The sequence below is a fragment of the Streptomyces sp. NPDC002467 genome (genome assembly GCF_042889825.1).
In the GTDB taxonomy this organism is placed as follows: Bacteria; Actinomycetota; Actinomycetes; order Streptomycetales; family Streptomycetaceae; genus Streptomyces.
In genome coordinates this window covers 1-18,470 of the sequence record NZ_JBIARJ010000011.1, presented here as the reverse complement: position 1 = coordinate 18,470, position 18,470 = coordinate 1, and the positions used below count along the sequence as shown (strand labels likewise).

General features: G+C 71.8%; 18 protein-coding genes. 9 read left to right on the top strand and 9 right to left on the bottom strand.

The window, feature by feature from the left end; translation table 11 throughout:
• Positions 1-14: 14 nt before the first annotated feature.
• The 4 genes from ACFYYJ_RS22620 to ACFYYJ_RS22605 form a co-directional block, all read right to left on the bottom strand.
• On the bottom strand, positions 15-623 hold the full coding sequence (locus ACFYYJ_RS22620; protein WP_385127476.1) for a PH domain-containing protein: 609 nt from the start codon (positions 621-623) through the stop codon (positions 15-17).
• A 127-nt stretch (positions 624-750) separates the two neighbouring features.
• Positions 751-1,707 carry a hypothetical protein gene (locus ACFYYJ_RS22615; RefSeq protein WP_389134882.1) on the bottom strand — a complete coding sequence of 319 codons (957 nt, stop codon included), beginning with the start codon at positions 1,705-1,707 and terminating at the stop codon, positions 751-753.
• Between the two features lie 190 nt (positions 1,708-1,897).
• Positions 1,898-2,536: a class F sortase gene (locus ACFYYJ_RS22610; RefSeq protein ID WP_389134880.1), complete on the bottom strand. Its 639-nt coding sequence runs from the start codon at positions 2,534-2,536 to the stop codon at positions 1,898-1,900.
• Positions 2,537-2,610: 74 nt separating this feature from the next.
• Complete coding sequence (locus ACFYYJ_RS22605; protein WP_389134878.1) at positions 2,611-3,600, bottom strand: hypothetical protein; 990 nt, start codon at positions 3,598-3,600, stop codon at positions 2,611-2,613.
• 298 nt (positions 3,601-3,898) lie between these two features.
• Between ACFYYJ_RS22605 and deoC the strand changes: the two genes are divergently transcribed.
• From deoC to ACFYYJ_RS22590, 3 genes are read left to right on the top strand one after another with little or no spacing between them, the layout of a single operon-like run.
• Positions 3,899-4,861, top strand: a complete 963-nt coding sequence (deoC, locus tag ACFYYJ_RS22600; RefSeq protein WP_384744722.1) for a deoxyribose-phosphate aldolase — start codon at positions 3,899-3,901, stop codon at positions 4,859-4,861.
• Between the two features lie 5 nt (positions 4,862-4,866).
• Positions 4,867-6,303, top strand: a complete 1,437-nt coding sequence (locus ACFYYJ_RS22595) for an aldehyde dehydrogenase family protein (protein ID WP_385366096.1) — start codon at positions 4,867-4,869, stop codon at positions 6,301-6,303.
• On the top strand, positions 6,296-7,195 hold the full coding sequence (locus ACFYYJ_RS22590) for an aldehyde dehydrogenase family protein (RefSeq protein ID WP_385127467.1): 900 nt from the start codon (positions 6,296-6,298) through the stop codon (positions 7,193-7,195). Before ACFYYJ_RS22595 ends, ACFYYJ_RS22590 begins: the two co-directional genes overlap by 8 nt.
• A gap of 96 nt (positions 7,196-7,291) precedes the next feature.
• On the opposite strand, the gene ACFYYJ_RS22585 is transcribed toward ACFYYJ_RS22590, so the two are convergent.
• Positions 7,292-7,642, bottom strand: a complete 351-nt coding sequence (locus ACFYYJ_RS22585; protein ID WP_385127465.1) for a hypothetical protein — start codon at positions 7,640-7,642, stop codon at positions 7,292-7,294.
• A gap of 54 nt (positions 7,643-7,696) precedes the next feature.
• Between ACFYYJ_RS22585 and ACFYYJ_RS22580 the strand changes: the two genes are divergently transcribed.
• Positions 7,697-8,401 (top strand): uridine kinase, encoded by a 705-nt coding sequence (locus tag ACFYYJ_RS22580; RefSeq protein ID WP_385127555.1) that lies wholly within the window; start codon positions 7,697-7,699, stop codon positions 8,399-8,401.
• A 113-nt stretch (positions 8,402-8,514) separates the two neighbouring features.
• On the opposite strand, the gene ACFYYJ_RS22575 is transcribed toward ACFYYJ_RS22580, so the two are convergent.
• Positions 8,515-9,219 (bottom strand): SigE family RNA polymerase sigma factor, encoded by a 705-nt coding sequence (locus ACFYYJ_RS22575; RefSeq protein WP_389134874.1) that lies wholly within the window; start codon positions 9,217-9,219, stop codon positions 8,515-8,517.
• Between the two features lie 184 nt (positions 9,220-9,403).
• On the opposite strand from ACFYYJ_RS22575, the gene afsQ1 reads away from it, so the two are divergent.
• The 3 genes from afsQ1 to ACFYYJ_RS22560 are packed head-to-tail and all read left to right on the top strand — an operon-like array spanning position 9,404 to position 12,205.
• Complete coding sequence (gene afsQ1 / locus ACFYYJ_RS22570; protein WP_063754818.1) at positions 9,404-10,081, top strand: two-component system response regulator AfsQ1; 678 nt, start codon at positions 9,404-9,406, stop codon at positions 10,079-10,081.
• Positions 10,078-11,565, top strand: coding sequence for an ATP-binding protein (locus ACFYYJ_RS22565; RefSeq protein ID WP_385127461.1), 1,488 nt, complete (start codon positions 10,078-10,080; stop codon positions 11,563-11,565). The genes afsQ1 and ACFYYJ_RS22565 overlap by 4 nt, the downstream gene beginning before the upstream one ends.
• Positions 11,558-12,205 carry a hypothetical protein gene (locus ACFYYJ_RS22560; protein WP_389135204.1) on the top strand — a complete coding sequence of 216 codons (648 nt, stop codon included), beginning with the start codon at positions 11,558-11,560 and terminating at the stop codon, positions 12,203-12,205. Before ACFYYJ_RS22565 ends, ACFYYJ_RS22560 begins: the two co-directional genes overlap by 8 nt.
• A 165-nt stretch (positions 12,206-12,370) precedes the next feature.
• On the opposite strand, the gene ACFYYJ_RS22555 is transcribed toward ACFYYJ_RS22560, so the two are convergent.
• From ACFYYJ_RS22555 to ACFYYJ_RS22545, 3 genes are all read right to left on the bottom strand, one after another.
• On the bottom strand, positions 12,371-14,017 hold the full coding sequence (locus ACFYYJ_RS22555) for a phospho-sugar mutase (RefSeq protein ID WP_389134872.1): 1,647 nt from the start codon (positions 14,015-14,017) through the stop codon (positions 12,371-12,373).
• A gap of 54 nt (positions 14,018-14,071) precedes the next feature.
• On the bottom strand, positions 14,072-14,878 hold the full coding sequence (locus tag ACFYYJ_RS22550) for a purine-nucleoside phosphorylase (RefSeq protein ID WP_384581782.1): 807 nt from the start codon (positions 14,876-14,878) through the stop codon (positions 14,072-14,074).
• Positions 14,879-15,021: 143 nt separating this feature from the next.
• Positions 15,022-15,459 carry a gamma-glutamylcyclotransferase gene (locus ACFYYJ_RS22545; RefSeq protein WP_053786320.1) on the bottom strand — a complete coding sequence of 146 codons (438 nt, stop codon included), beginning with the start codon at positions 15,457-15,459 and terminating at the stop codon, positions 15,022-15,024.
• Positions 15,460-15,667: 208 nt separating this feature from the next.
• On the opposite strand from ACFYYJ_RS22545, the gene ACFYYJ_RS22540 reads away from it, so the two are divergent.
• Positions 15,668-17,107 (top strand): NAD(P)H-quinone dehydrogenase, encoded by a 1,440-nt coding sequence (locus tag ACFYYJ_RS22540; protein WP_389134868.1) that lies wholly within the window; start codon positions 15,668-15,670, stop codon positions 17,105-17,107.
• 177 nt (positions 17,108-17,284) lie between these two features.
• Positions 17,285-18,241, top strand: coding sequence for a DeoR/GlpR family DNA-binding transcription regulator (locus ACFYYJ_RS22535; RefSeq protein WP_385127455.1), 957 nt, complete (start codon positions 17,285-17,287; stop codon positions 18,239-18,241).
• The last annotated feature ends 229 nt before the right edge of the window (positions 18,242-18,470 follow it).

Genomic DNA, 18,470 nt, shown 5'->3' with positions numbered 1-18,470 from the left:
CACGCCGCGAGGGCTCAGCGGAGGGCGATCAGCACGATCAGCAGCACCGCCCCGGCCACGGCCGGCGCGATGATCTCGTACGACCACTGCACCCGTACGGAGCCCTGGGCGCCGGGCCGCGAGGCCCCGCGCTCCGCGAGTTCCCGCAGCTCGTCCACGACCCGGTCGGCCCGCGCCCGCTGCGGGGCGCCGGCCGCGTCGGCGGTCTTGTCCTCGGAGGCACGGGACGAACGCCGGTTCGCCCGCTTGCGCTCCCGCAGCGACACGGGCACCGACCAGAGCTGGAACTTCGCCCCCTCGGCCAGCACCTCCGCCGAATACCCGGCGCGCACCGCGTCCACGGACGCCCAGGGCAGCTCGATGACCCGGAAGGGGTTCCGCACGCGCAGCCGGTCGTCATTGGCGAAGACGGCAGGTCGGACCGTGAACGCCACGATCAGCGGTACGACGAACAGCCCGATGGCGAGCGCGATCCAAGGGGTGTTCCCCGTGCCGCGGACCACCGCGTCCACGCACAGCCAGACGGCCAGCGCCAGCAGCAGCACGCCGGTGACCACGGACATGGAGGAGCGGTAGACACGGTCCGCGTACACCGGTTCATCAGGGGGCTGCTGGCTGCTCATGCGGTCGATTCTGCACCACGCCGTCTCAGCCCACGAGATCGGCGCCGGCGCGAGCTCCCGGAACGGGAACGGCGGGCCGCCACGAGGACGGCCCGCCGAAGGGTGGGTGTTGAAAGGTCGTACCAGGTCAGCCGTGGTTGCGGCGACGGCGCAGGACGGTCGCGCCGATGGCGGCGAGGACCGCGGCCGGCCCCGCGCCGGCCGCCACGGCGGCGGTGTCGTCGGAGTCCGCGACGGTCTCGACGGGGAGCTCGGCGCCGGCGGCCACCGGGCCCTGCGGGACGACCTTGGTCTGACCCGTGGTCTGCGCCTTCGGGGCGGCCGGGGTGGCGGACGGCTTCGGCGTGGGGTTCGCGGACCCCTCCTCGACGACCTCGTAGTCGAGCTTGCAGCCCTTGGGGAGCGCGGGGAAGGAGGTCTTGCCGACCGGGACGCCCTCGCCGCCCTGGGTCTTCCACTCGAAGACCGGCTTGGCGCCGCTCGGGTTCGCGATGCGCAGGTAGAAGGCGTCCCCGCCCTTCGGGTGCGTACGGTCCAGGGTCTCCGACCAGGTGTCGCCCGGGGCGGAGCCGTGCACGACCGCCTTCGGGCCCTGCGAGGACGTCGTCAGGTCGGCGATCGCGCCCGCGCCCACCTGGACCTCCTTGACCTCCGAGACGCAGGGGGCGGAGGTGCGCTTCGGGACCGCGAAACGCTTGGTCTGGCCGTTCAGGGTCACCGTGAGGGTGTGGCCCCCGCCCTTCGCGTCGTCGACCAGCGCCAAGTGGACGTCGTTGACCTGATCGGTGCGGTTGTCGACGTTCAGCGTCGTGATCCAGCGCGTCGGGAACTCGTCCGGCTTCCCGGACCCGATGGACAGGATCCGGGCCTCCGGGCCCTCGGCCGAGTACCCCAGGACGGCAGCCACGCGCGGGGCGATGTCCACCTGGACCGCGCCTTCGAGGCCGTCGGTGAAGTCGGTCGTGGCCGTGGCCGTGGCCGGCGCGGCCGAGGACGCGGCAGCGAACGCGGCGCCCGCGGCGGGGGCGATGAGGGCACCGGCGATGACGGCGGTGGCGATGGCGGAACGAACGGCGGTACGCATGACGACTCCTGGAAACAGAATGGGGTAAGTGGAGGAGAGCCGCATGCCGCGTCGTCTCTGTCGGGTTTTCGTCCGGGTGAGGCTCAGGCGGGCTGCTGAGAAAGAATTTGCGGATCTCGTACGGTCGGACGATCCAATTCCTGTCATGGCCGTGTAAACCGGATCCGGAGGCGGGAATTCACTCATCGCTTCATGCGACGAGGTCGGCGTACAAGATGATGTTGTCCGGTCGGTGGCCGTCGGTGATTTCGCCACCGCAGGTGATCACGCGCAGTTCGGGGCGGGTGGTGTCGCCGTAGACCTTGGCGGTGGGGAAGTTCTTCTTGTCGACCTGCTCCAATGCGCGGACCCGGAATACGGCGGTGCTGCCGTCCGCGCGCGAGACGGTGATGTCGTCACCGGTGTGGACCTTGGACACGTCCTTGAGCACGGCGGGGCCGCGCGCGGTGTCGAAGTGCCCGATCAGCACGGCGGGACCGGTTTCCCCGGGCGTGACGCCCTTCGTGTACCAGCCGATCTTGTCCCCGTCGGCCACGGAGGGCACCTCGACCGTGCCGTCGCCGGCCAGCCCCAGCTTCAGCACGGGGGAGGCGTCCACCCCGGCCGAGGGGATCCGCACCCGGACGGGCTCCGAGGCGGGCAGGGGGGATGCGGTCGCGGCGGGCGCCGGCGTCGCCGCGGGGGAGGACGCCGGGGAGACGTACGGCGCCGGGGTAGCGGGCTTCGCGGGCTCCGGGGCTCCGCAGCCGGTGGCGCCGGCCAGGGCGGCGAGGGTGACGGCGACGGCGAGGACCGGGCCGCGGACGGCACGGAGGGCGGGACGGGCCATGGGGAACTCCTGAAACGGATACGGCGGGCCGCCGGTAGGGCGGCCCGCCGTATGGGCAGAGGGAAGCGGTTCGGTCAGCCGTGGTTGCGGCGGCGGCGCAGCAGGGTCGCACCCAGCGCGGCGAAGATCGCGAGCAGTCCGGCGCCGGCGGCCATCGTGGCCGTGTCGTCGGAGTCCCCGACGGTCTCGACGGGGAGCTCGGCGCCGGCGGCCACCGGGCCCTGCGGGACGACCTTGGTCTGACCCGCGGTCTGCGCCTTCGGGGCGGCCGGGGTGGCGGCCGGGGTCGTGGCCGTGGTGGACGGCTTCGGCGCGGGCGCCTGGGACCCCTCCTCGACGACCTTGTAGTCCAGCTTGCAGCCCTTGGGGAGCGCGGGGAAGGAGGTCTTGCCGACCGGGACGCCCACGCCGCCCTGGGTCTTCCACTCGAAGACCGGCTTGGCGCCGCTCGGGTTCACGATGCGCAGGTAGTAGTCGTCCGAGCCCTCGGGGTGCGCGCGGTCCAGCGTCTTCGACCAGTCGGAGGCCGGGTCGGCGTCGTGCATGACGGCCTTCGGGCCCTTCGGGGACATGGTCAGGTCGGCGGTCATGCCGGCGCCCACCTGGACCTTCTTGACGTCCGAGACGCACGAGGTGGTGGGGACGGCCTCACCCTTGGGCAGCGGGTAGGACTTCGAGGTGGCGCCGTGGGTGACCTTCAGGACGGGGTTGGCCGTCGTGGCGCTCAGCAGCTCCAGCCGGTGGCCGTTGACCGTGGCGGTGGTCTGCTTGCGGTTCAGCAGGGACAGGACGCGGGTCATGTACTCGTCGCCCGGCTTCCAGTCCGTGCCCACGGCGCGGATCCAGGCCTCGGGGCCCTCGGCCTTGTTGCGCAGCACCGCGACCAGGCCCTCGCCGATGTACACCGGCTGTCCCTCGTACCGGCTGTTGTCACCGGCGGCGGCGACCGTCGAGTTCGGCGCCTGGCTCGTGGCGGCGAACGCCGCGCCGGCGGCGGGCGCGAGGAGCATGCCGGCGGCGACGGCGGTGACGATCGAGGTGCGGAGGGCGAGGGCGGAACGCATAACGACTCCTGAAGCGTGGCTGAGGAAGTGGAGGAGAGTCGCATGCCGCGTTGAGTCTGTTCGGTCGAGTTCACCGGGTCAGGTGTGGCGGGCTGCTGAAGAGAAATTTACGGATCTTGTTTGACCGGACGATGGGGTTCCTGTCCGTGCTGTGTAACAGGAAAAGCGGAGGTCAGCGGTCCGCAGGCGGGGCCCGACCGAGATCGTCGCCGCGCCCGGATGCGACCGGGGTCGAACGGATGTGCAGCGGCGGGGGGTGACAGGTCGCTACGCGCGTAGATATGCTCATGTGGTGACCATGCCCACCACCCTCTCCGCATTCGCCGACGTGACGACGTCCGACAGTGCGCTGCGCCGCTTCCTGCACGGGCTGCCCGGCGTAGACCCTGTCGGCCTGGAGGCCCGCGCGGCCTCGCTCGGGACCCGTTCGATCAAGACGACGGCCAAGGCGTACGCCATCGACCTGGCCATCTCGATGATCGACCTGACGACGCTGGAAGGCGCGGACACCCCGGGCAAGGTCCGGGCGCTCTCCGCCAAGGCCGTCAACCCCGACCCGACCGACCGGACGACCCCGATGACGGCCGCCGTCTGCGTCTATCCCGACATGGTGGCCACCGCGAAGGCCGCCCTGAACGGCGCCGACGTCAAGGTCGCCTCCGTCGCCACCGCGTTCCCGGCCGGCCGCGCCGCGCTGCCCGTCAAGCTCGCGGACACCCGCGACGCCGTTGCCGCCGGCGCCGACGAGATCGACATGGTCATCGACCGTGGCGCCTTCCTCGCCGGTCGCTACCTGGAGACGTACGAGCTGATCAAGGCGGTCAAGGAGGCCTGCGTCCGCGAGGACGGCAGCGCCGCACGCCTGAAGGTCATCTTCGAGACCGGCGAGCTGTCGACCTACGACAACATCCGCCGCGCCTCCTGGATCGGCATGCTCGCCGGCGCCGACTTCATCAAGACGTCGACCGGCAAGGTGGGGGTCAACGCCACCCCGGCCAACACCCTGCTCATGCTCGAAGCCGTACGCGACTTCCGCGCGCAGACCGGAATCCAGATCGGCGTGAAGCCGGCCGGCGGCATCCGCACCACCAAGGACGCGATCAAGTTCCTCGTCCTGGTCAACGAGACCGCGGGCGAGGACTGGCTGACCAACCACTGGTTCCGCTTCGGCGCCTCCAGCCTGCTCAACGACCTGCTGATGCAGCGCCAGAAGCTGAGCACCGGCCGTTACTCCGGTCCCGACTACGTGACGGTGGACTGATCACCATGGCATCTGTTTTCGACTACGCACCGGCACCCGAGTCCCGCTCGGTCGTCGACATCGCCCCCTCCTACGGGCTCTTCATCGACGGCGAGTTCACCGACGCCGCCGACGGCAAGGTCTTCAAGACGGTCTCGCCGAGCAGCGAGGAAGTCCTCTCCGAGGTCGCCCAGGCCGGCGCCGCCGACGTCGACCGCGCCGTCAAGGCCGCCCGCAAGGCCTTCGAGAAGTGGTCCGCGCTGCCCGGCTCCGAGCGCGCCAAGTACCTCTTCCGCATCGCCCGGATCATCCAGGAGCGCAGCCGCGAGCTCGCCGTCCTGGAGACCCTCGACAACGGCAAGCCGATCAAGGAGACCCGCGACGCGGACCTCCCGCTCGTCGCCGCGCACTTCTTCTACTACGCGGGCTGGGCGGACAAGCTCGACCACGCCGGCTACGGCCCGAACCCGCGCCCGCTCGGCGTGGCCGGGCAGGTCATCCCGTGGAACTTCCCGCTCCTCATGCTCGCGTGGAAGATCGCCCCGGCCCTCGCCACCGGCAACACGGTCGTGCTGAAGCCGGCCGAGACGACCCCGCTCTCCGCCCTGTTCTTCGCGGACATCTGCCGCCAGGCCGGCCTGCCCAAGGGCGTCGTCAACATCCTCACCGGATACGGCGACGCGGGCGCGGCCCTCGTCGAGCACCCGGACGTCAACAAGGTCGCCTTCACCGGCTCCACGGCCGTGGGCAAGAAGATCGCCCGCCACGTCGCCGGCACCGACAAGAAGGTCACCCTCGAACTGGGCGGCAAGGGCGCCAACATCGTCTTCGACGACGCCCCCATCGACCAGGCCGTCGAAGGCATCGTCAACGGCATCTTCTTCAACCAGGGCCAGGTCTGCTGCGCCGGATCCCGCCTCCTCGTCCAGGAGTCGATCCACGACGAGCTGCTGGACTCCCTCAAGCGCCGCCTGAGCACCCTGCGCCTGGGCGACCCGCTCGACAAGAACACCGACATCGGCGCGATCAACTCCGCCGAGCAGCTCGCCCGGATCACCGCGCTCGCGGACACCGGCGAGGCCGAGGGCGCCGAGCGCTGGTCCCCGGCGTGCGAGCTGCCGTCCGCCGGCTACTGGTTCGCCCCGACGCTCTTCACGAACGTCACCCAGGCGCACACCGTCGCCCGCGACGAGATCTTCGGCCCGGTGCTGTCCGTACTGACCTTCCGCACGCCCGACGAAGCCGTCGCCAAGGCCAACAACAGCCAGTACGGCCTGTCCGCCGGCATCTGGACGGAGAAGGGCAGCCGCATCCTCGCGGTCGCCGGCAAGCTCCGCGCGGGCGTCGTCTGGGCCAACACGTTCAACAAGTTCGACCCGACCTCGCCGTTCGGCGGTTACAAGGAGTCGGGCTTCGGCCGCGAGGGCGGTCGCCACGGCCTGGAGGGCTACCTCGATGTCTGAGTCTTCTGCGACCCGTCTGAACGTCTTCAAGACCTACAAGCTGTACGTCGGGGGCAAGTTCCCCCGCTCCGAGAGCGGCCGGGTGTACGAAGTGACGGACTCCAAGGGCAACTGGCTGGCCAACGCCCCGCTGTCCTCCCGCAAGGACGCCCGTGACGCGGTCGTCGCCGCCCGCAAGGCCTTCGGCGGCTGGTCGGGCGCGACCGCGTACAACCGCGGCCAGATCCTCTACCGCATCGCCGAGATGCTGGAGGGCCGCCGCGACCAGTTCGTCCGCGAGGTCGGCGAGGCCGAGGGCCTGTCCAAGTCGAAGGCCGGCGCCGTCGTGGACGCGGCCATCGACCGCTGGGTCTGGTACGCGGGCTGGACCGACAAGATCGGCCAGATCGTGGGCGGGGCCAACCCGGTCGCGGGCCCGTTCTTCAACCTCTCCACCCCCGAGCCGACCGGCGTCGTCACCGTCGTCGCCCCGCAGGCCTCGTCCTTCCTGGGCCTGGTCTCGGTGATCGCCCCGGTGATCGCCACCGGCAACACGGCCGTCGTCATCGCGAGCGAGAAGTCCCCGCTCCCCGCGCTCTCCCTGGGCGAGGTCCTGGCCACCTCCGACCTGCCGGGCGGCGTGGTCAACATCCTGTCCGGCAAGGCCGCCGAGATGGGCCCGCACCTGGCCTCCCACCAGGACGTCAACGCGATCGACCTGGCGGGCGCCGACACGGCCCTGGCCAAGGAGCTGGAGATCGCCGCCGCGGACAACCTCAAGCGCGTCCTGCGTCCACAGCCTGTGGACGACTGGAACGCGGACCCGGGCACGGCGCGCATGACGGCCTTCCTGGAGACCAAGACCGTCTGGCACCCCACGGGTTCGCTGGGTTCGGGCGGCTCGTCCTACTAGGACCACCGGAACTCCTGGGACCGTCCTCCCAGGAGTTCCGGTTCGAAGACCGGCCCCGGCAGCGTTCCCCCGCCTGCCGGGGCCTTCCCGTGCCCCCTACGCCTTGGGCAGCACGGGCCCGAGCAGGGAGGACACGGCGGCCGTCGGCAGCTCGCCGACCGAGGACCCGCGCGTCAGGCTGCCGGTGACCATCTTCGTGCCGACCTCGGGGAAGTCCGCGACCTGGGTGGCGGCCCCGTTGTCGAGCGGGTCCACGCCGGTATTGGCCAGCGGGTTCACCTTGAGGTTCGAGACGGGGTTCGCGACCCCGGCCAGCGCCGCCGGGATGTCGAGCTCACCGGCCTGCGCCCCGCCGGCGGCCATCGCCAGGGCCGCACCGGCCATCGAGACCGTCAGGCCCGCGCTGCGGAGCCGGTTCGGTACGGAAGGGGCTGCGTGACGTGCCATGGATTCCCGCCTGAAGGTCGTAGTCGCGTGCGCACGCAGCGTAGTGGAGGTGTGATCCTGGCTACCAACCGGCCACCGGAGGGATCCCCTACGCGGGGGAATGGTTCAGACTGGTGTCCCGTGAGCTGTTCTTCTCCCCTGCCTACGCGCGTCGTCCTGTTGACCGGGCCCTCGGGCTCCGGCAAGTCCTCGCTGGCCGCCCGGTCGGGTCTGCCCGTGCTGCGCCTGGACGACTTCTACAAGGAAGGCGACGACCCGAGCCTGCCGCTGGTCGAGGGCAGCTCCGACATCGACTGGGACTCCCCGCAGTCGTGGGACGCGGACGTCGCCGTCGCCGCCGTGGCCGAGCTGTGCCGCACCGGTCGTACCGATGTCCCGGTCTACGACATCGCGACGAGCTCCCGCACCGGCGCCGAGACCCTCGACATCTCCCGCACCCCGCTGTTCATAGCGGAGGGCATCTTCGCCGCCGACATCGCCGCCCGCTGCCAGGAACTCGGCCTCCTCGCCGACGCGATCTGCCTGCGCGGCCGCCCCTCCACCACCTTCCGCCGCCGTCTCGCCCGAGACATGCGCGAGGGCCGCAAGTCCCTGCCGTTCCTGCTGCGCAGGGGCTGGCGACTGATGCGCGCCGAGCGCGGCATCGTGGCCCGGCACACCGCCCTCGGCGCCCACGCCTGCGGCCCCGACGAGGCACTCGGCCGCCTCGCGGCCGCCGCCGCCGGCCGCCACCGCTCACCGAGCACCATCGCCGCCTAGGCCCGTACACATGAAAGCGCGGAACCGGTCGGACCCCCGTCCGACCGATCCCGCGCTTTCCCCCCATGGCCGCCGCCCCACCCCCGCAGGACGGCCCCCCGGCCGTTGGTCTCTCAGGCGACGAGCTCCCCGAAGGACTCCGCCTCGTCCGCACCGAAGCTCAGCGCCTCGTCCTCGCGCAGGCGCCGCAGCGAGCGCCAGATGCTGGACTTCACCGTGCCGACGCTGATCCCGAGGATCTCCGCGATCTCCGGGTCCGTACGGCCCTCGTAGTAGCGCAGCACCAGCATCGTGCGCTGCGGCTCCGGGATCCGGGTCAGCGCCTGCCACAGCACCGCGCGCAGCTCCGTCCCGCGCATCGCGTCCGTGTCCGAGGCCGTCTCCGGCAGCTCCTCCGTCGGGTACTCGTTCAGCTTGCGCCGGCGCCAGGCACTGATGTGCAGGTTCGTCATGGTCCGCCGCAGGTAGCCGCCGACCGCCGCCTTGTCACTGATCCGGTCCCAGGCGCGGTACGTCGAGAACAGCGCGCTCTGCAGCAGGTCCTCGGCCTCGTGCCGGTCACCGGTGAGGTGGAAGGCCGTCGCGTACAGGGCGGCACGCCGCTCCTGCACGTACGCCGTGAACTCGGCCTCCGACGTCGAGGACGTCGACGACGCGGTGCGCTGTGCGGGAACCGCTTCGTACTTCTGAGCGTCAATGGCTACGACGTGCGCCGGTCGAGGACGGGCGACCGCCACCGAACGGACACCCGCCCGGCGGTTCACATCGTGCAGCCGCGTGACAACCGCGCTGGTCGTGGTGCTGTGCAGCGTGTTCATCTCGCGCCCCCCGTCGTGGAGTGTGTCTGCTTCGGACCGTTGTGCTTGGTGCGTTGACAGAAGCCTGCCCGGCCGACTTAACCGGGGTGTCCGTCGACTGTCACAGCACTGTCACAGCGGCCCCGCGCGGATCGTGTCCCCCCGACGGTCGAACTCCCGACGACCGATGGGACAGAATGAGCCCGTGCCTTTCCTGTTGCTGATCGAGGACGACGACGCCATCCGCACGGCCCTCGAACTCTCCCTGTCACGCCAGGGCCACCGTGTGGCCACCGCGGCGACGGGCGAGGACGGCCTGAAACTGCTGCGCGAGCAGCGGCCGGACCTGATCGTGCTGGACGTCATGCTGCCCGGGATCGACGGCTTCGAGGTGTGCCGGCGGATCCGCCGCACCGACCAGCTGCCGATCATCCTGCTCACCGCGCGCAGCGACGACATCGACGTGGTCGTCGGGCTGGAGTCCGGTGCCGACGACTACGTGGTCAAGCCCGTCCAGGGGCGGGTCCTCGACGCCCGCATCCGGGCCGTGCTGCGCCGCGGCGAGCGCGAGTCCAGCGACTCGGCGAGCTTCGGATCCCTCGTCATCGACCGTGCCGCCATGACGGTCACCAAGAACGGCGAGGACCTCCAACTCACCCCGACCGAGCTGAGGCTGCTGCTCGAACTGAGCCGCAGGCCCGGCCAGGCACTGTCGCGCCAGCAACTGCTGCGCCTCGTCTGGGAACACGACTACCTGGGCGACTCGCGGCTCGTCGACGCCTGCGTGCAGAGGCTGCGCGCCAAGGTCGAGGACGTACCGTCCTCGCCCACCCTGATCCGCACGGTCCGGGGCGTCGGATACCGCCTGGACTCCCCGCAGTGATCCGCGCGCTGCTCGCGGGCCGGCGCTGGACCAGCCTGCGGCTGCGGCTCCTCATCGTCTTCGCGCTCGTAGCACTGACCGCCGCGGTCTCCGCCTCCGGCATCGCGTACTGGCTCAACCGCGAGGCGGTCCTCACCCGTACCCAGGACGCCGCCCTCGGCGACTTCCGGCGGGAGATGCAGGACCGGGCCGCGGCCCTGCCCGCCGACCCCACGGCGGAGGAACTCCAGCGCACCGCCGAGCTCATGGCGGGCAAGAGCCCCGGCTACAGCGTGCTGCTGGTCGACGAGACCAAGGACCACCGTCAGGTGATCGGCACCGGCGGCTCCGACTCCTTCGGGCTTGCCGACGTACCGAAGTCCCTCCAGCACGCGGTGAACGACCGTCAGAAGACCACCTCGGCCAACGACTCCGAGTACCACATGTACTGGCAGCGCACGAAGCCGAACGGCAACCCGTACCTGGTGGGCGGGACGCGGATCGTGGGCGGCGGGCCGACCGGCTACATGTACAAGTCGCTCGCGCAGGAACGGGACGACCTCAACGCGCTCGGCTGGTCGCTGACCATCGCGACCGGCCTCGCCCTGCTCGGCTCGGCGCTGCTCGCCCAGGCCGCGGCCCGGACCGTGCTCAAGCCCGTACAGCGGCTCGGCGACGCGGCCAGGCGGCTCGGCGAGGGCGAACTCGACCACCGCCTCGACGTGCGCGGCACGGACGAACTCGCCGACCTCTCCCGCACCTTCAACAAGACGGCTGAGGCGCTGGAGAAGAAGGTCGCCGACATGAGCGCGCGGGAGGAGGCGAGCAGGCGCTTCGTCGCGGACATGTCCCACGAACTGCGCACGCCGCTGACCGCGTTGACCGCCGTCGCCGAGGTGCTGGAGGAGGAGGTCGACGACCTCGACCCGATGATCGCGCCGGCGGTGGCGCTGGTCGTCAGCGAGACGCGCCGCCTCAACGACCTCGTGGAGAACCTGATGGAGGTCACCCGCTTCGACGCGGGAACGGCCCGGCTGGTCCTGGACGACGTCAACGTCGCCGACCAGGTCACGGCCTGCATCGACGCACGCGCCTGGCTCGACGCGGTCGAACTCGACGCCGGACGCGACATCGTGGCGCGCCTCGACCCGCGCCGCCTCGACGTGATCCTGGCCAACCTCATCGGCAACGCGCTCAAGCACGGCGGCTCGCCGGTGCGGGTGTCGGTGTCGGTCGAGGAGGAATGGCTGGTCATCGCGGTCCAGGACAACGGCCCGGGCATCCCGGAGGAGGTCCTGCCGCACGTCTTCGACCGCTTCTACAAGGCGAGCGCGTCCCGTCCGAAGTCGGACGGCAGCGGTCTCGGCCTGTCCATCGCCATGGAGAACGCGCACATCCACGGCGGCGACATCACCGCCGCCAACGTGGCCGGGGGAGGGGCGCTGTTCACGCTGCGGCTGCCCGTGGACGTGGGGAAGGTACTGGCGGGTGAGCAGGATGCGTAGGGTGCGGGCGCTGCCGGTGGTGGCTTCGACCCTGCTCGCGGCCACGGCGCTGTCCGGGTGCGGGATCCGGGCGACGACCGTGCCGGTGGACGTCGGCCCGGCGCCGTCGCGGGTGTCCTGCGACACCCCGGCGCAGCCGAGCGGTCAGAACGGGGTGCAGGGCTTCCGCGCCACGGTGGAACTGGTCTGCGGATCGCAGCTCGTGGGCGTGGAACGGGTCATCCCGGTGCCCGAGAAGCGCGCGGGGCTGAAGGACCCCGTGGCACTCGTCGCGCAGGCGCTGCTGGAGGCGCTGGAGAAGCCGCTGTCCGCGCAGGAACGGGACGCCGGCTTCACGACCGGTGTCCCGGACCAGCTGATGGCCGAGGCCCCGAGGGCCGGAGACCCGGCGGGCACGGTACGGCTGAGCCGCAAGCCGGAGGACCTCCCGCCGGTGGCGCTGTCCCAGCTGGTGTGCACGCTGGCGGGCAACGAGACCATCTCGGCGGGCCCGGGCCGACCGGTCACCCTGGGCGGCCCGGACACGGACCCGCCACGCACCTGGGAATGCACCGACGCCGTCCGCTCCCGCCCGGAGTCGGTCCCGACCCTGGGCGAAATCGCCCGCCCGTCGGCCTCACCGGTGGCCACGGCGAAGTGAGGGGGCGGGGCCCGGGGTGCCGGCCCCGGGGTACTGGCGCTGGGGTACTGGCCCCGGGCCAGGGGTCGGTACGGGCTGACGTCAGGGCGTACCCCCGCCGCTCACGTCGACGGCCCCCCGAGACCAAGGGCTCGGGGGGCCGTCGACGTGTGGCAGGGCGGTGGGTCAGATGCCCGCTGCTGCTGCCAGGTCCTTCTTGATGGCGTCCAGGACTTCCTGGCCGCGCGTGCGGGACGGGGCGAGGTCGGAGGCCTCGGCGACCGGGACGACGACCTCCAGGTAGCACTTGAGCTTCGGCTCGGTGCCCGACGGGCGGACGATCACGCGGGCCTTGTAGTCGCCGTCGAGGTAGTAGCGCAGGCCGTCCGTCGGCGGGAGGGCCGCCGAGCCGACGGCGAGGTCCTCCGCCGAGACGACCCGCAGGCCCGCCAGGGACGTCGGGGGCTCGGCGCGCAGCGCCGCCATCGCCGAGGCGATGACGGACAGGTCCGAGACGCGGACCGAGAGCTGGTCGGTGGCGTGCAGGCCGTGGGCCATCGCCAGGTCGTCCAGCAGGTCGGTCAGGGTGCGGCCCTGCTCCTTGAGCTCCGAGGCCAGTTCGGCGACGAGCAGCGCGGCGGTGATGCCGTCCTTGTCGCGTACGCCCTCGGGGTCCACGCAGTAGCCGAGCGCCTCCTCGTAGCCGTAGCGCAGGCCCTCGACGCGGGAGATCCACTTGAAGCCGGTGAGGGTCTCCTCGTACGGCAGGCCCGCGGCCTCCGCGATCCGGCCGAGGAGGGAGGAGGAGACGATCGATTCCGCGAACGTGCCCTGCGCGCCCTTGTGGACCAGGTGCGCCGCCAGCAGCGCGCCGACCTCGTCGCCGCGCAGCATCCGCCAGCCGCCGTTGTCGGGTACGGCGACCGCGCAGCGGTCGGCGTCCGGGTCGTTGGCGATGACGATGTCGGGGTCGACCTCGGCGGCCTTCGCGAAGGCCAGGTCCATCGCGCCCGGCTCCTCCGGGTTGGGGAAGGCGACGGTGGGGAAGGCCGGGTCGGGCTCGGCCTGCTCGGCCACGAGGACCGGGTCCGGGAAGCCGGCGCGGGCGAAGGCCGCGAGGACGACCTCCTTGCCGACGCCGTGCATGGCCGTGTAGACGGTCCGCACGCCCCGGGGGGAGCCGGGGGTCAGGACGGCGTCCGTACGGGCCAGGTAGGCCTCCAGGACCTCTTCGTCGAGCTGCAGCCAGCCGTCCTTGGGGCGGTCGACCGAGTCGAGCGTCGTCACGCGGGCGATGTGGCCCGCGATCTCGGCGTCCGCGGGGGAGACGATCTGCGAGCCGTCGCCGAGGTAGACCTTGTAGCCGTTGTCCCGGGGCGGGTTGTGGCTCGCGGTGACTTCGACGCCGGCGACGGCGCCCAGGTGCCTTATGGCGTACGCGAGGACGGGCGTCGGCAGCGGGCGGGGCAGGATGGCCGCACGCAGCCCGGCGCCGGTCATCACGGCCGCGGTGTCGCGGGCGAAGTCCTCGGACTTGTAGCGGGCGTCGTAGCCGACGACGACGAGGCCGCCGTCGTGGCCCTGGGCCTTCAGGTAGGCCGCGAGGCCCGCCGCCGCCCGGATGACCACCGATCGGTTCATCCGCATCGGACCCGCGCCGATCTCACCGCGCAGCCCGGCCGTGCCGAACTGCAGGGTGCCGGAGAACCGGTCCGCCAGCTCGGCCGTGTCGCCCGCCTCGATGAGCGCGGCGAGCTCGGCCGCGGTCTCCGGGTCGGGGTCCTCCGCCAGCCAGGCCTGGGCCCGGGTGATCAGGTCGTCCTGTTCCTGCACTGCTTCCGCCTTACCTCTCGTGACCTTGCGCGGCCTCGTACGTCGATCAGTCGATCAGATGCGGGCGAGGACCTGCGTCAGGAGCGTGCCCATGCGGGCGGCCGAGTCGCGGCCGGCCTGGAGCACCTCTTCGTGGTTCAGGGGCTCGCCGGACAGGCCCGCCGCCAGGTTGGTGACCAGGGAGATGCCGAGCACCTCGGCGCCGGCCTCACGGGCGGCGATGGCCTCCAGCACGGTGGACATGCCGACGAGGTCGGCGCCCATCACGCGGATCATGTTGATCTCGGCCGGGGTCTCGTAGTGCGGGCCGGGGAACTGGACGTAGACGCCCTCTTCGAGGGTCTCGTCGATCTCCTTGCACATCGCGCGCAGGCGGGGCGAGTAGAGGTCGGTGAGATCCACGAAGTTCGCGCCGACGATCGGCGAGGTGGCCGTGAGGTTCAGGTGGTCGCTGATCAGGACCGGCTGGCCGGGCTTCATGCCCTCGCGCAGACCGCCGCAGCCGTTGGTCAGGACGACGGTCTTGCAGCCGGCCGCGACGGCCGTGCGGACGCCGTGGGCGACGGCGGCGACGCCGCGGCCCTCGTAGTAGTGGGTCCGGCCGAGGAAGAGCAGCGCACGCTTGTCGCCGATCTTGTACGAGCGGATCTTGCCGCCGTGGCCCTCGACGGCGGGGGGCGGGAAGCCGGGCAGCTCGGTGACCGGGAATTCGGCCTCGGGAGCGCCCAGGGCCTCGGCGGCGGGGGCCCAGCCGGAGCCCATGACGAGGGCGACATCGTGGGATTCGACGCCGGTGAGCTCGCTCAGGCGGGCGGCGGCGGCGGAGGCGTCGGCGAAGGGGTCGGTAACAGATGCGTTCACGCTGACGAGCGTAGCCGCTTCCGGCCTACGCGCGTAGATGGCACAGCTCACGGTGTTCGGATCGTTGCCTTGTCGTTTCCGCCGAATCGTCCCCGGGCCGGCTCGAGGGCCTGGTCAGGCGGGGGGAGGGGTGGGCGGGGGCGTCAGCAGGGGCGCTTGCGGAGTTCCATCACGTAGTCGTGCGGGGCGCCCGCGGACTCGGCCGCGTCGGCGATCTCGCCCAGGTAGCGGGCGGAGGGCAGTCCGCCCTCGTAGCCGTTGAGGACGTAGCACCAGGCCGCTTCCTCGCCGTCCAGCGTGTGGACGCGGATGCGCATGCGGCGGTAGATGTCGAGGCCGACGCCCTCCCACCGGTCCATCGAGTCCTCGTCCAGCGGCGCGATGTCGTACAGGGCGACGAAGACCTGATGGCGCGGCGCTTCCACGATCGTGGCGAGCGCGCCCTCCCAACCCATCTGCTCGCCGCCGAAGGTCAGCCGCCAGTCGTTGATCCAGCCCGTGCCGCGCAGCGGCGAATGCGGGGCGCGGCGCGTCATCAGCCGCGGGTCGAGGTTGCCGGCGTACGCGGCGTAGAGCGACATGAGTCCGAGGGTACGGGAGGGGCACCGGTGGACGCGTTCCGGCCGCCGTCCCGGCGGGGGTACCCCGGATGGCGGCCCGGGAAGGGACCGGGCGCGAAGCACCTTGATGCGTGCGGGACAATGGGGCACGGAATGCATCCCCCGGGGAGACCCCCCGGAACACCGGCCGGGGCGGCAGCCGGCCGGGTAGACGTGAGGCGGACTTTTCGTGACCCGGATCGTGATCATCGGCGGCGGACCCGGCGGGTATGAGGCAGCCCTGGTGGGGGCCCAGCTCGGTGCGGAGGTGACCGTCGTCGACTGCGACGGTCTGGGCGGGGCGTCGGTCCTGACCGACTGCGTGCCCTCCAAGACGCTCATCGCGACCGCCGAGGTCATGACGACCTTCGACTCGTCGTACGAAGAGCTCGGCATCGTCGTCGCGGACGACACGCCGCCCATCGAGCAGGCCGCGCGGGTCGTCGGCGTGGACCTCGGCAAGGTGAACCGGCGCGTCAAGCGCCTCGCGCTGGCCCAGTCCCACGACATCACCGCCTCCGTCACCCGGGCCGGCGCCCGCGTGGTGCGCGGCCGCGCCAAGCTCGGCGGTCCGCAGGGCATCGACGGCACGCGTGACGTCATCGTCACCGCCGCCGACGGCACCGAGACGATCCTGACCGCCGACGCCGTGCTGATCGCGACCGGCGGCACCCCGCGCGAGATCCCCGACGCGATGCCCGACGGGGAGCGCATCCTGAACTGGACCCAGGTCTACGACCTGGAGGAGCTCCCCGAGGAGCTCATCGTGGTCGGCTCCGGCGTCACCGGCGCCGAGTTCGCCGGCGCGTACCAGGCCCTCGGCTCCCGCGTGACCCTGGTGTCCTCCCGCGACCGCGTGCTGCCGGGCGAGGACCCCGACGCGGCCGCCGTGCTGGAGGACGTCTTCCGTCGCCGCGGCATGAACGTCGTCGGGCGTTCCCGCGCCGAGTCCGCCAAGCGGGTGGGCGACCGCGTGGAGGTCACGCTCTCGGACGGCCGCGTGCTGACCGGTACGCACTGCCTGATGGCCGTCGGCGCGATCCCGAACACCAAGGACATGAACCTGGAGGAGTCCGGGGTCCGACTCAAGGAGTCCGGGCACATCTGGACCGACAAGGTCTCCCGCACCTCCTCGCCGGGCGTGTACGCGGCCGGTGACGTGACCGGCGTCTTCGCGCTCGCGTCGGTGGCGGCGATGCAGGGCCGCATCGCGATGTACCACTTCCTCGGCGACGCGGTGGCCCCGCTGAACCTGAAGACGGTCTCCTCGAACGTCTTCACCGACCCCGAGATCGCCACCGTCGGCTACACGCAGGCGGACGTGGACGCCGGCAAGATCGACGCCCGCGTGGTGAAGCTCCCGCTGCTGCGCAACCCGCGCGCCAAGATGCAGGGCATCCGGGACGGCTTCGTGAAGCTGTTCTGCCGTCCGGGCACCGGGATCGTGGTGGGCGGCGTCGTCGTCTCCCCGCGCGCCAGCGAGCTGATCCACCCGATCTCGATCGCGGTCGACAACAACCTGACGGTCGAGCAGATCGCAAACGCGTTCACGGTGTACCCCTCGCTGTCGGGATCGATCGCCGAGGTGGCCCGCCAGCTGCACACGCGGAAGGCCGCCGGAGAAGCCTGATTCGCCTTCAATCGCCGCATAACGCAAGGGAGTTGAGGGCGGGGCGCACTGGTGTGGCCGGACGTTCACCCAAGTCTCGGGCTGCGTATACCACTAGTCGCCCCGCCATATGGACAACTTCGGTATTCCGGCGCAAGGAGCTGAAAGCAGACGGTCGTTGGGGTTACTGTCAGTTTCGTGTTCGCTGCAGAACGTCGCCAATTGATCCTCGAAATGGTGCGGGCCAACGGAGCGGTTTCGCTCCGGGAGCTCGCCCGTGTCGTCCAGACCTCCGAAGTGACCGTACGGCGGGACGTGCGGGCACTGGAGGCAGAAGGACTCCTCGACCGCCGGCACGGCGGTGCGGTGCTGCCGGGCGGTTTCACCCGTGAATCCGGCTTCCCGCAAAAGTCCCATCTCGCGACGGCGGAGAAGACCGCCATCGCCGATGTCGCGGCCTCCCTCGTGGAAGAGGGCGAAGCCGTCGTCGTCGGAGCGGGCACCACGACCCAGGAGCTGGCCCGCCGGCTCGCGCGGGTGCCCGGCCTGACCGTCGTGACCAACTCGCTGCTCGTCGCCCAGGCGCTGGCGCACGCCAACCGGGTGGAGGTCGTCATGACCGGCGGCACCCTGCGCGGCTCCAACTACGCGCTGGTCGGCAGCGGTGCCGAGCAGTCCCTCCAGGGGCTCCGGGTCTCCCGGGCCTTCCTCTCGGGCAGCGGCCTGACGGCCGAGCGCGGCCTGTCGACGTCCAACATGCTGAGCGCGAGCGTGGACCGGGCGCTGGTCCAGGCGGCGGCGGAGGTCGTCGTCCTCGCGGACCACACGAAGCTCGGTACGGACACCATGTTCCAGACGGTGCCGACGGACGTGATGACCCGCCTGGTGACGGACGAGCCGCCGCCGCACGACGACCGGGCCGGTGCGGAGTTGCAGGCGCTGGCGGACCAGGGCGTGCAGATCACCGTGGCCGGTGGTGGTGTGCCGTCCGGTGCCGCCTCCGGCGACGGCATGGCGGGCCGCCGGCCGCGCCGGGAGTCCCCCCTGCCCGTTCAGCGGCGGGGCGGGCCGACGGCGCAGCTCCGCAGCGCGGGTGTCCTGCCGGACGTGCAGCCGGGGGAGCGGGCGCGGGTCGCGGACATGCGGCGCCGCTAGCCCGTGCGGGCGCGCTGCTGGGGGCTCCGCCCCGGACCCCGCTCCTCAAACGCCGGAGGGGCTGGATCGTGCCGGCCGAGCCGGGGCGTGCCGGCTGGGCCGGGTGGACGCAAAACGCCGGCGGGGGGGGGGGGGGCCCGGGGCGGGCGGGATTACAACACCCCCCCGGTGGGGCGGGGGGGTCCCGGGGGCGGCCCCGCCCAGCACGACGGGCTACTGATAACCCAAC

What these genes read in the sequence shown, in the direction of transcription:
- ACFYYJ_RS22620 (WP_385127476.1), bottom strand. Translation starts at nt 623, where the DNA reads ATGAGCAGCCAGCAGCCCCCTGATGAACCGGTGTACGCGGACCGTGTC.
- ACFYYJ_RS22615 (WP_389134882.1), bottom strand. Translation starts at nt 1,707, where the DNA reads ATGCGTACCGCCGTTCGTTCCGCCATCGCCACCGCCGTCATCGCCGGT.
- ACFYYJ_RS22610 (WP_389134880.1), bottom strand. Translation starts at nt 2,536, where the DNA reads ATGGCCCGTCCCGCCCTCCGTGCCGTCCGCGGCCCGGTCCTCGCCGTC.
- ACFYYJ_RS22605 (WP_389134878.1), bottom strand. Translation starts at nt 3,600, where the DNA reads ATGCGTTCCGCCCTCGCCCTCCGCACCTCGATCGTCACCGCCGTCGCC.
- deoC (WP_384744722.1), top strand. Translation starts at nt 3,899, where the DNA reads ATGCCCACCACCCTCTCCGCATTCGCCGACGTGACGACGTCCGACAGT.
- ACFYYJ_RS22595 (WP_385366096.1), top strand. Translation starts at nt 4,867, where the DNA reads ATGGCATCTGTTTTCGACTACGCACCGGCACCCGAGTCCCGCTCGGTC.
- ACFYYJ_RS22590 (WP_385127467.1), top strand. Translation starts at nt 6,296, where the DNA reads ATGTCTGAGTCTTCTGCGACCCGTCTGAACGTCTTCAAGACCTACAAG.
- ACFYYJ_RS22585 (WP_385127465.1), bottom strand. Translation starts at nt 7,642, where the DNA reads ATGGCACGTCACGCAGCCCCTTCCGTACCGAACCGGCTCCGCAGCGCG.
- ACFYYJ_RS22575 (WP_389134874.1), bottom strand. Translation starts at nt 9,219, where the DNA reads ATGAACACGCTGCACAGCACCACGACCAGCGCGGTTGTCACGCGGCTG.
- ACFYYJ_RS22560 (WP_389135204.1), top strand. Translation starts at nt 11,558, where the DNA reads ATGCGTAGGGTGCGGGCGCTGCCGGTGGTGGCTTCGACCCTGCTCGCG.
- ACFYYJ_RS22545 (WP_053786320.1), bottom strand. Translation starts at nt 15,459, where the DNA reads ATGTCGCTCTACGCCGCGTACGCCGGCAACCTCGACCCGCGGCTGATG.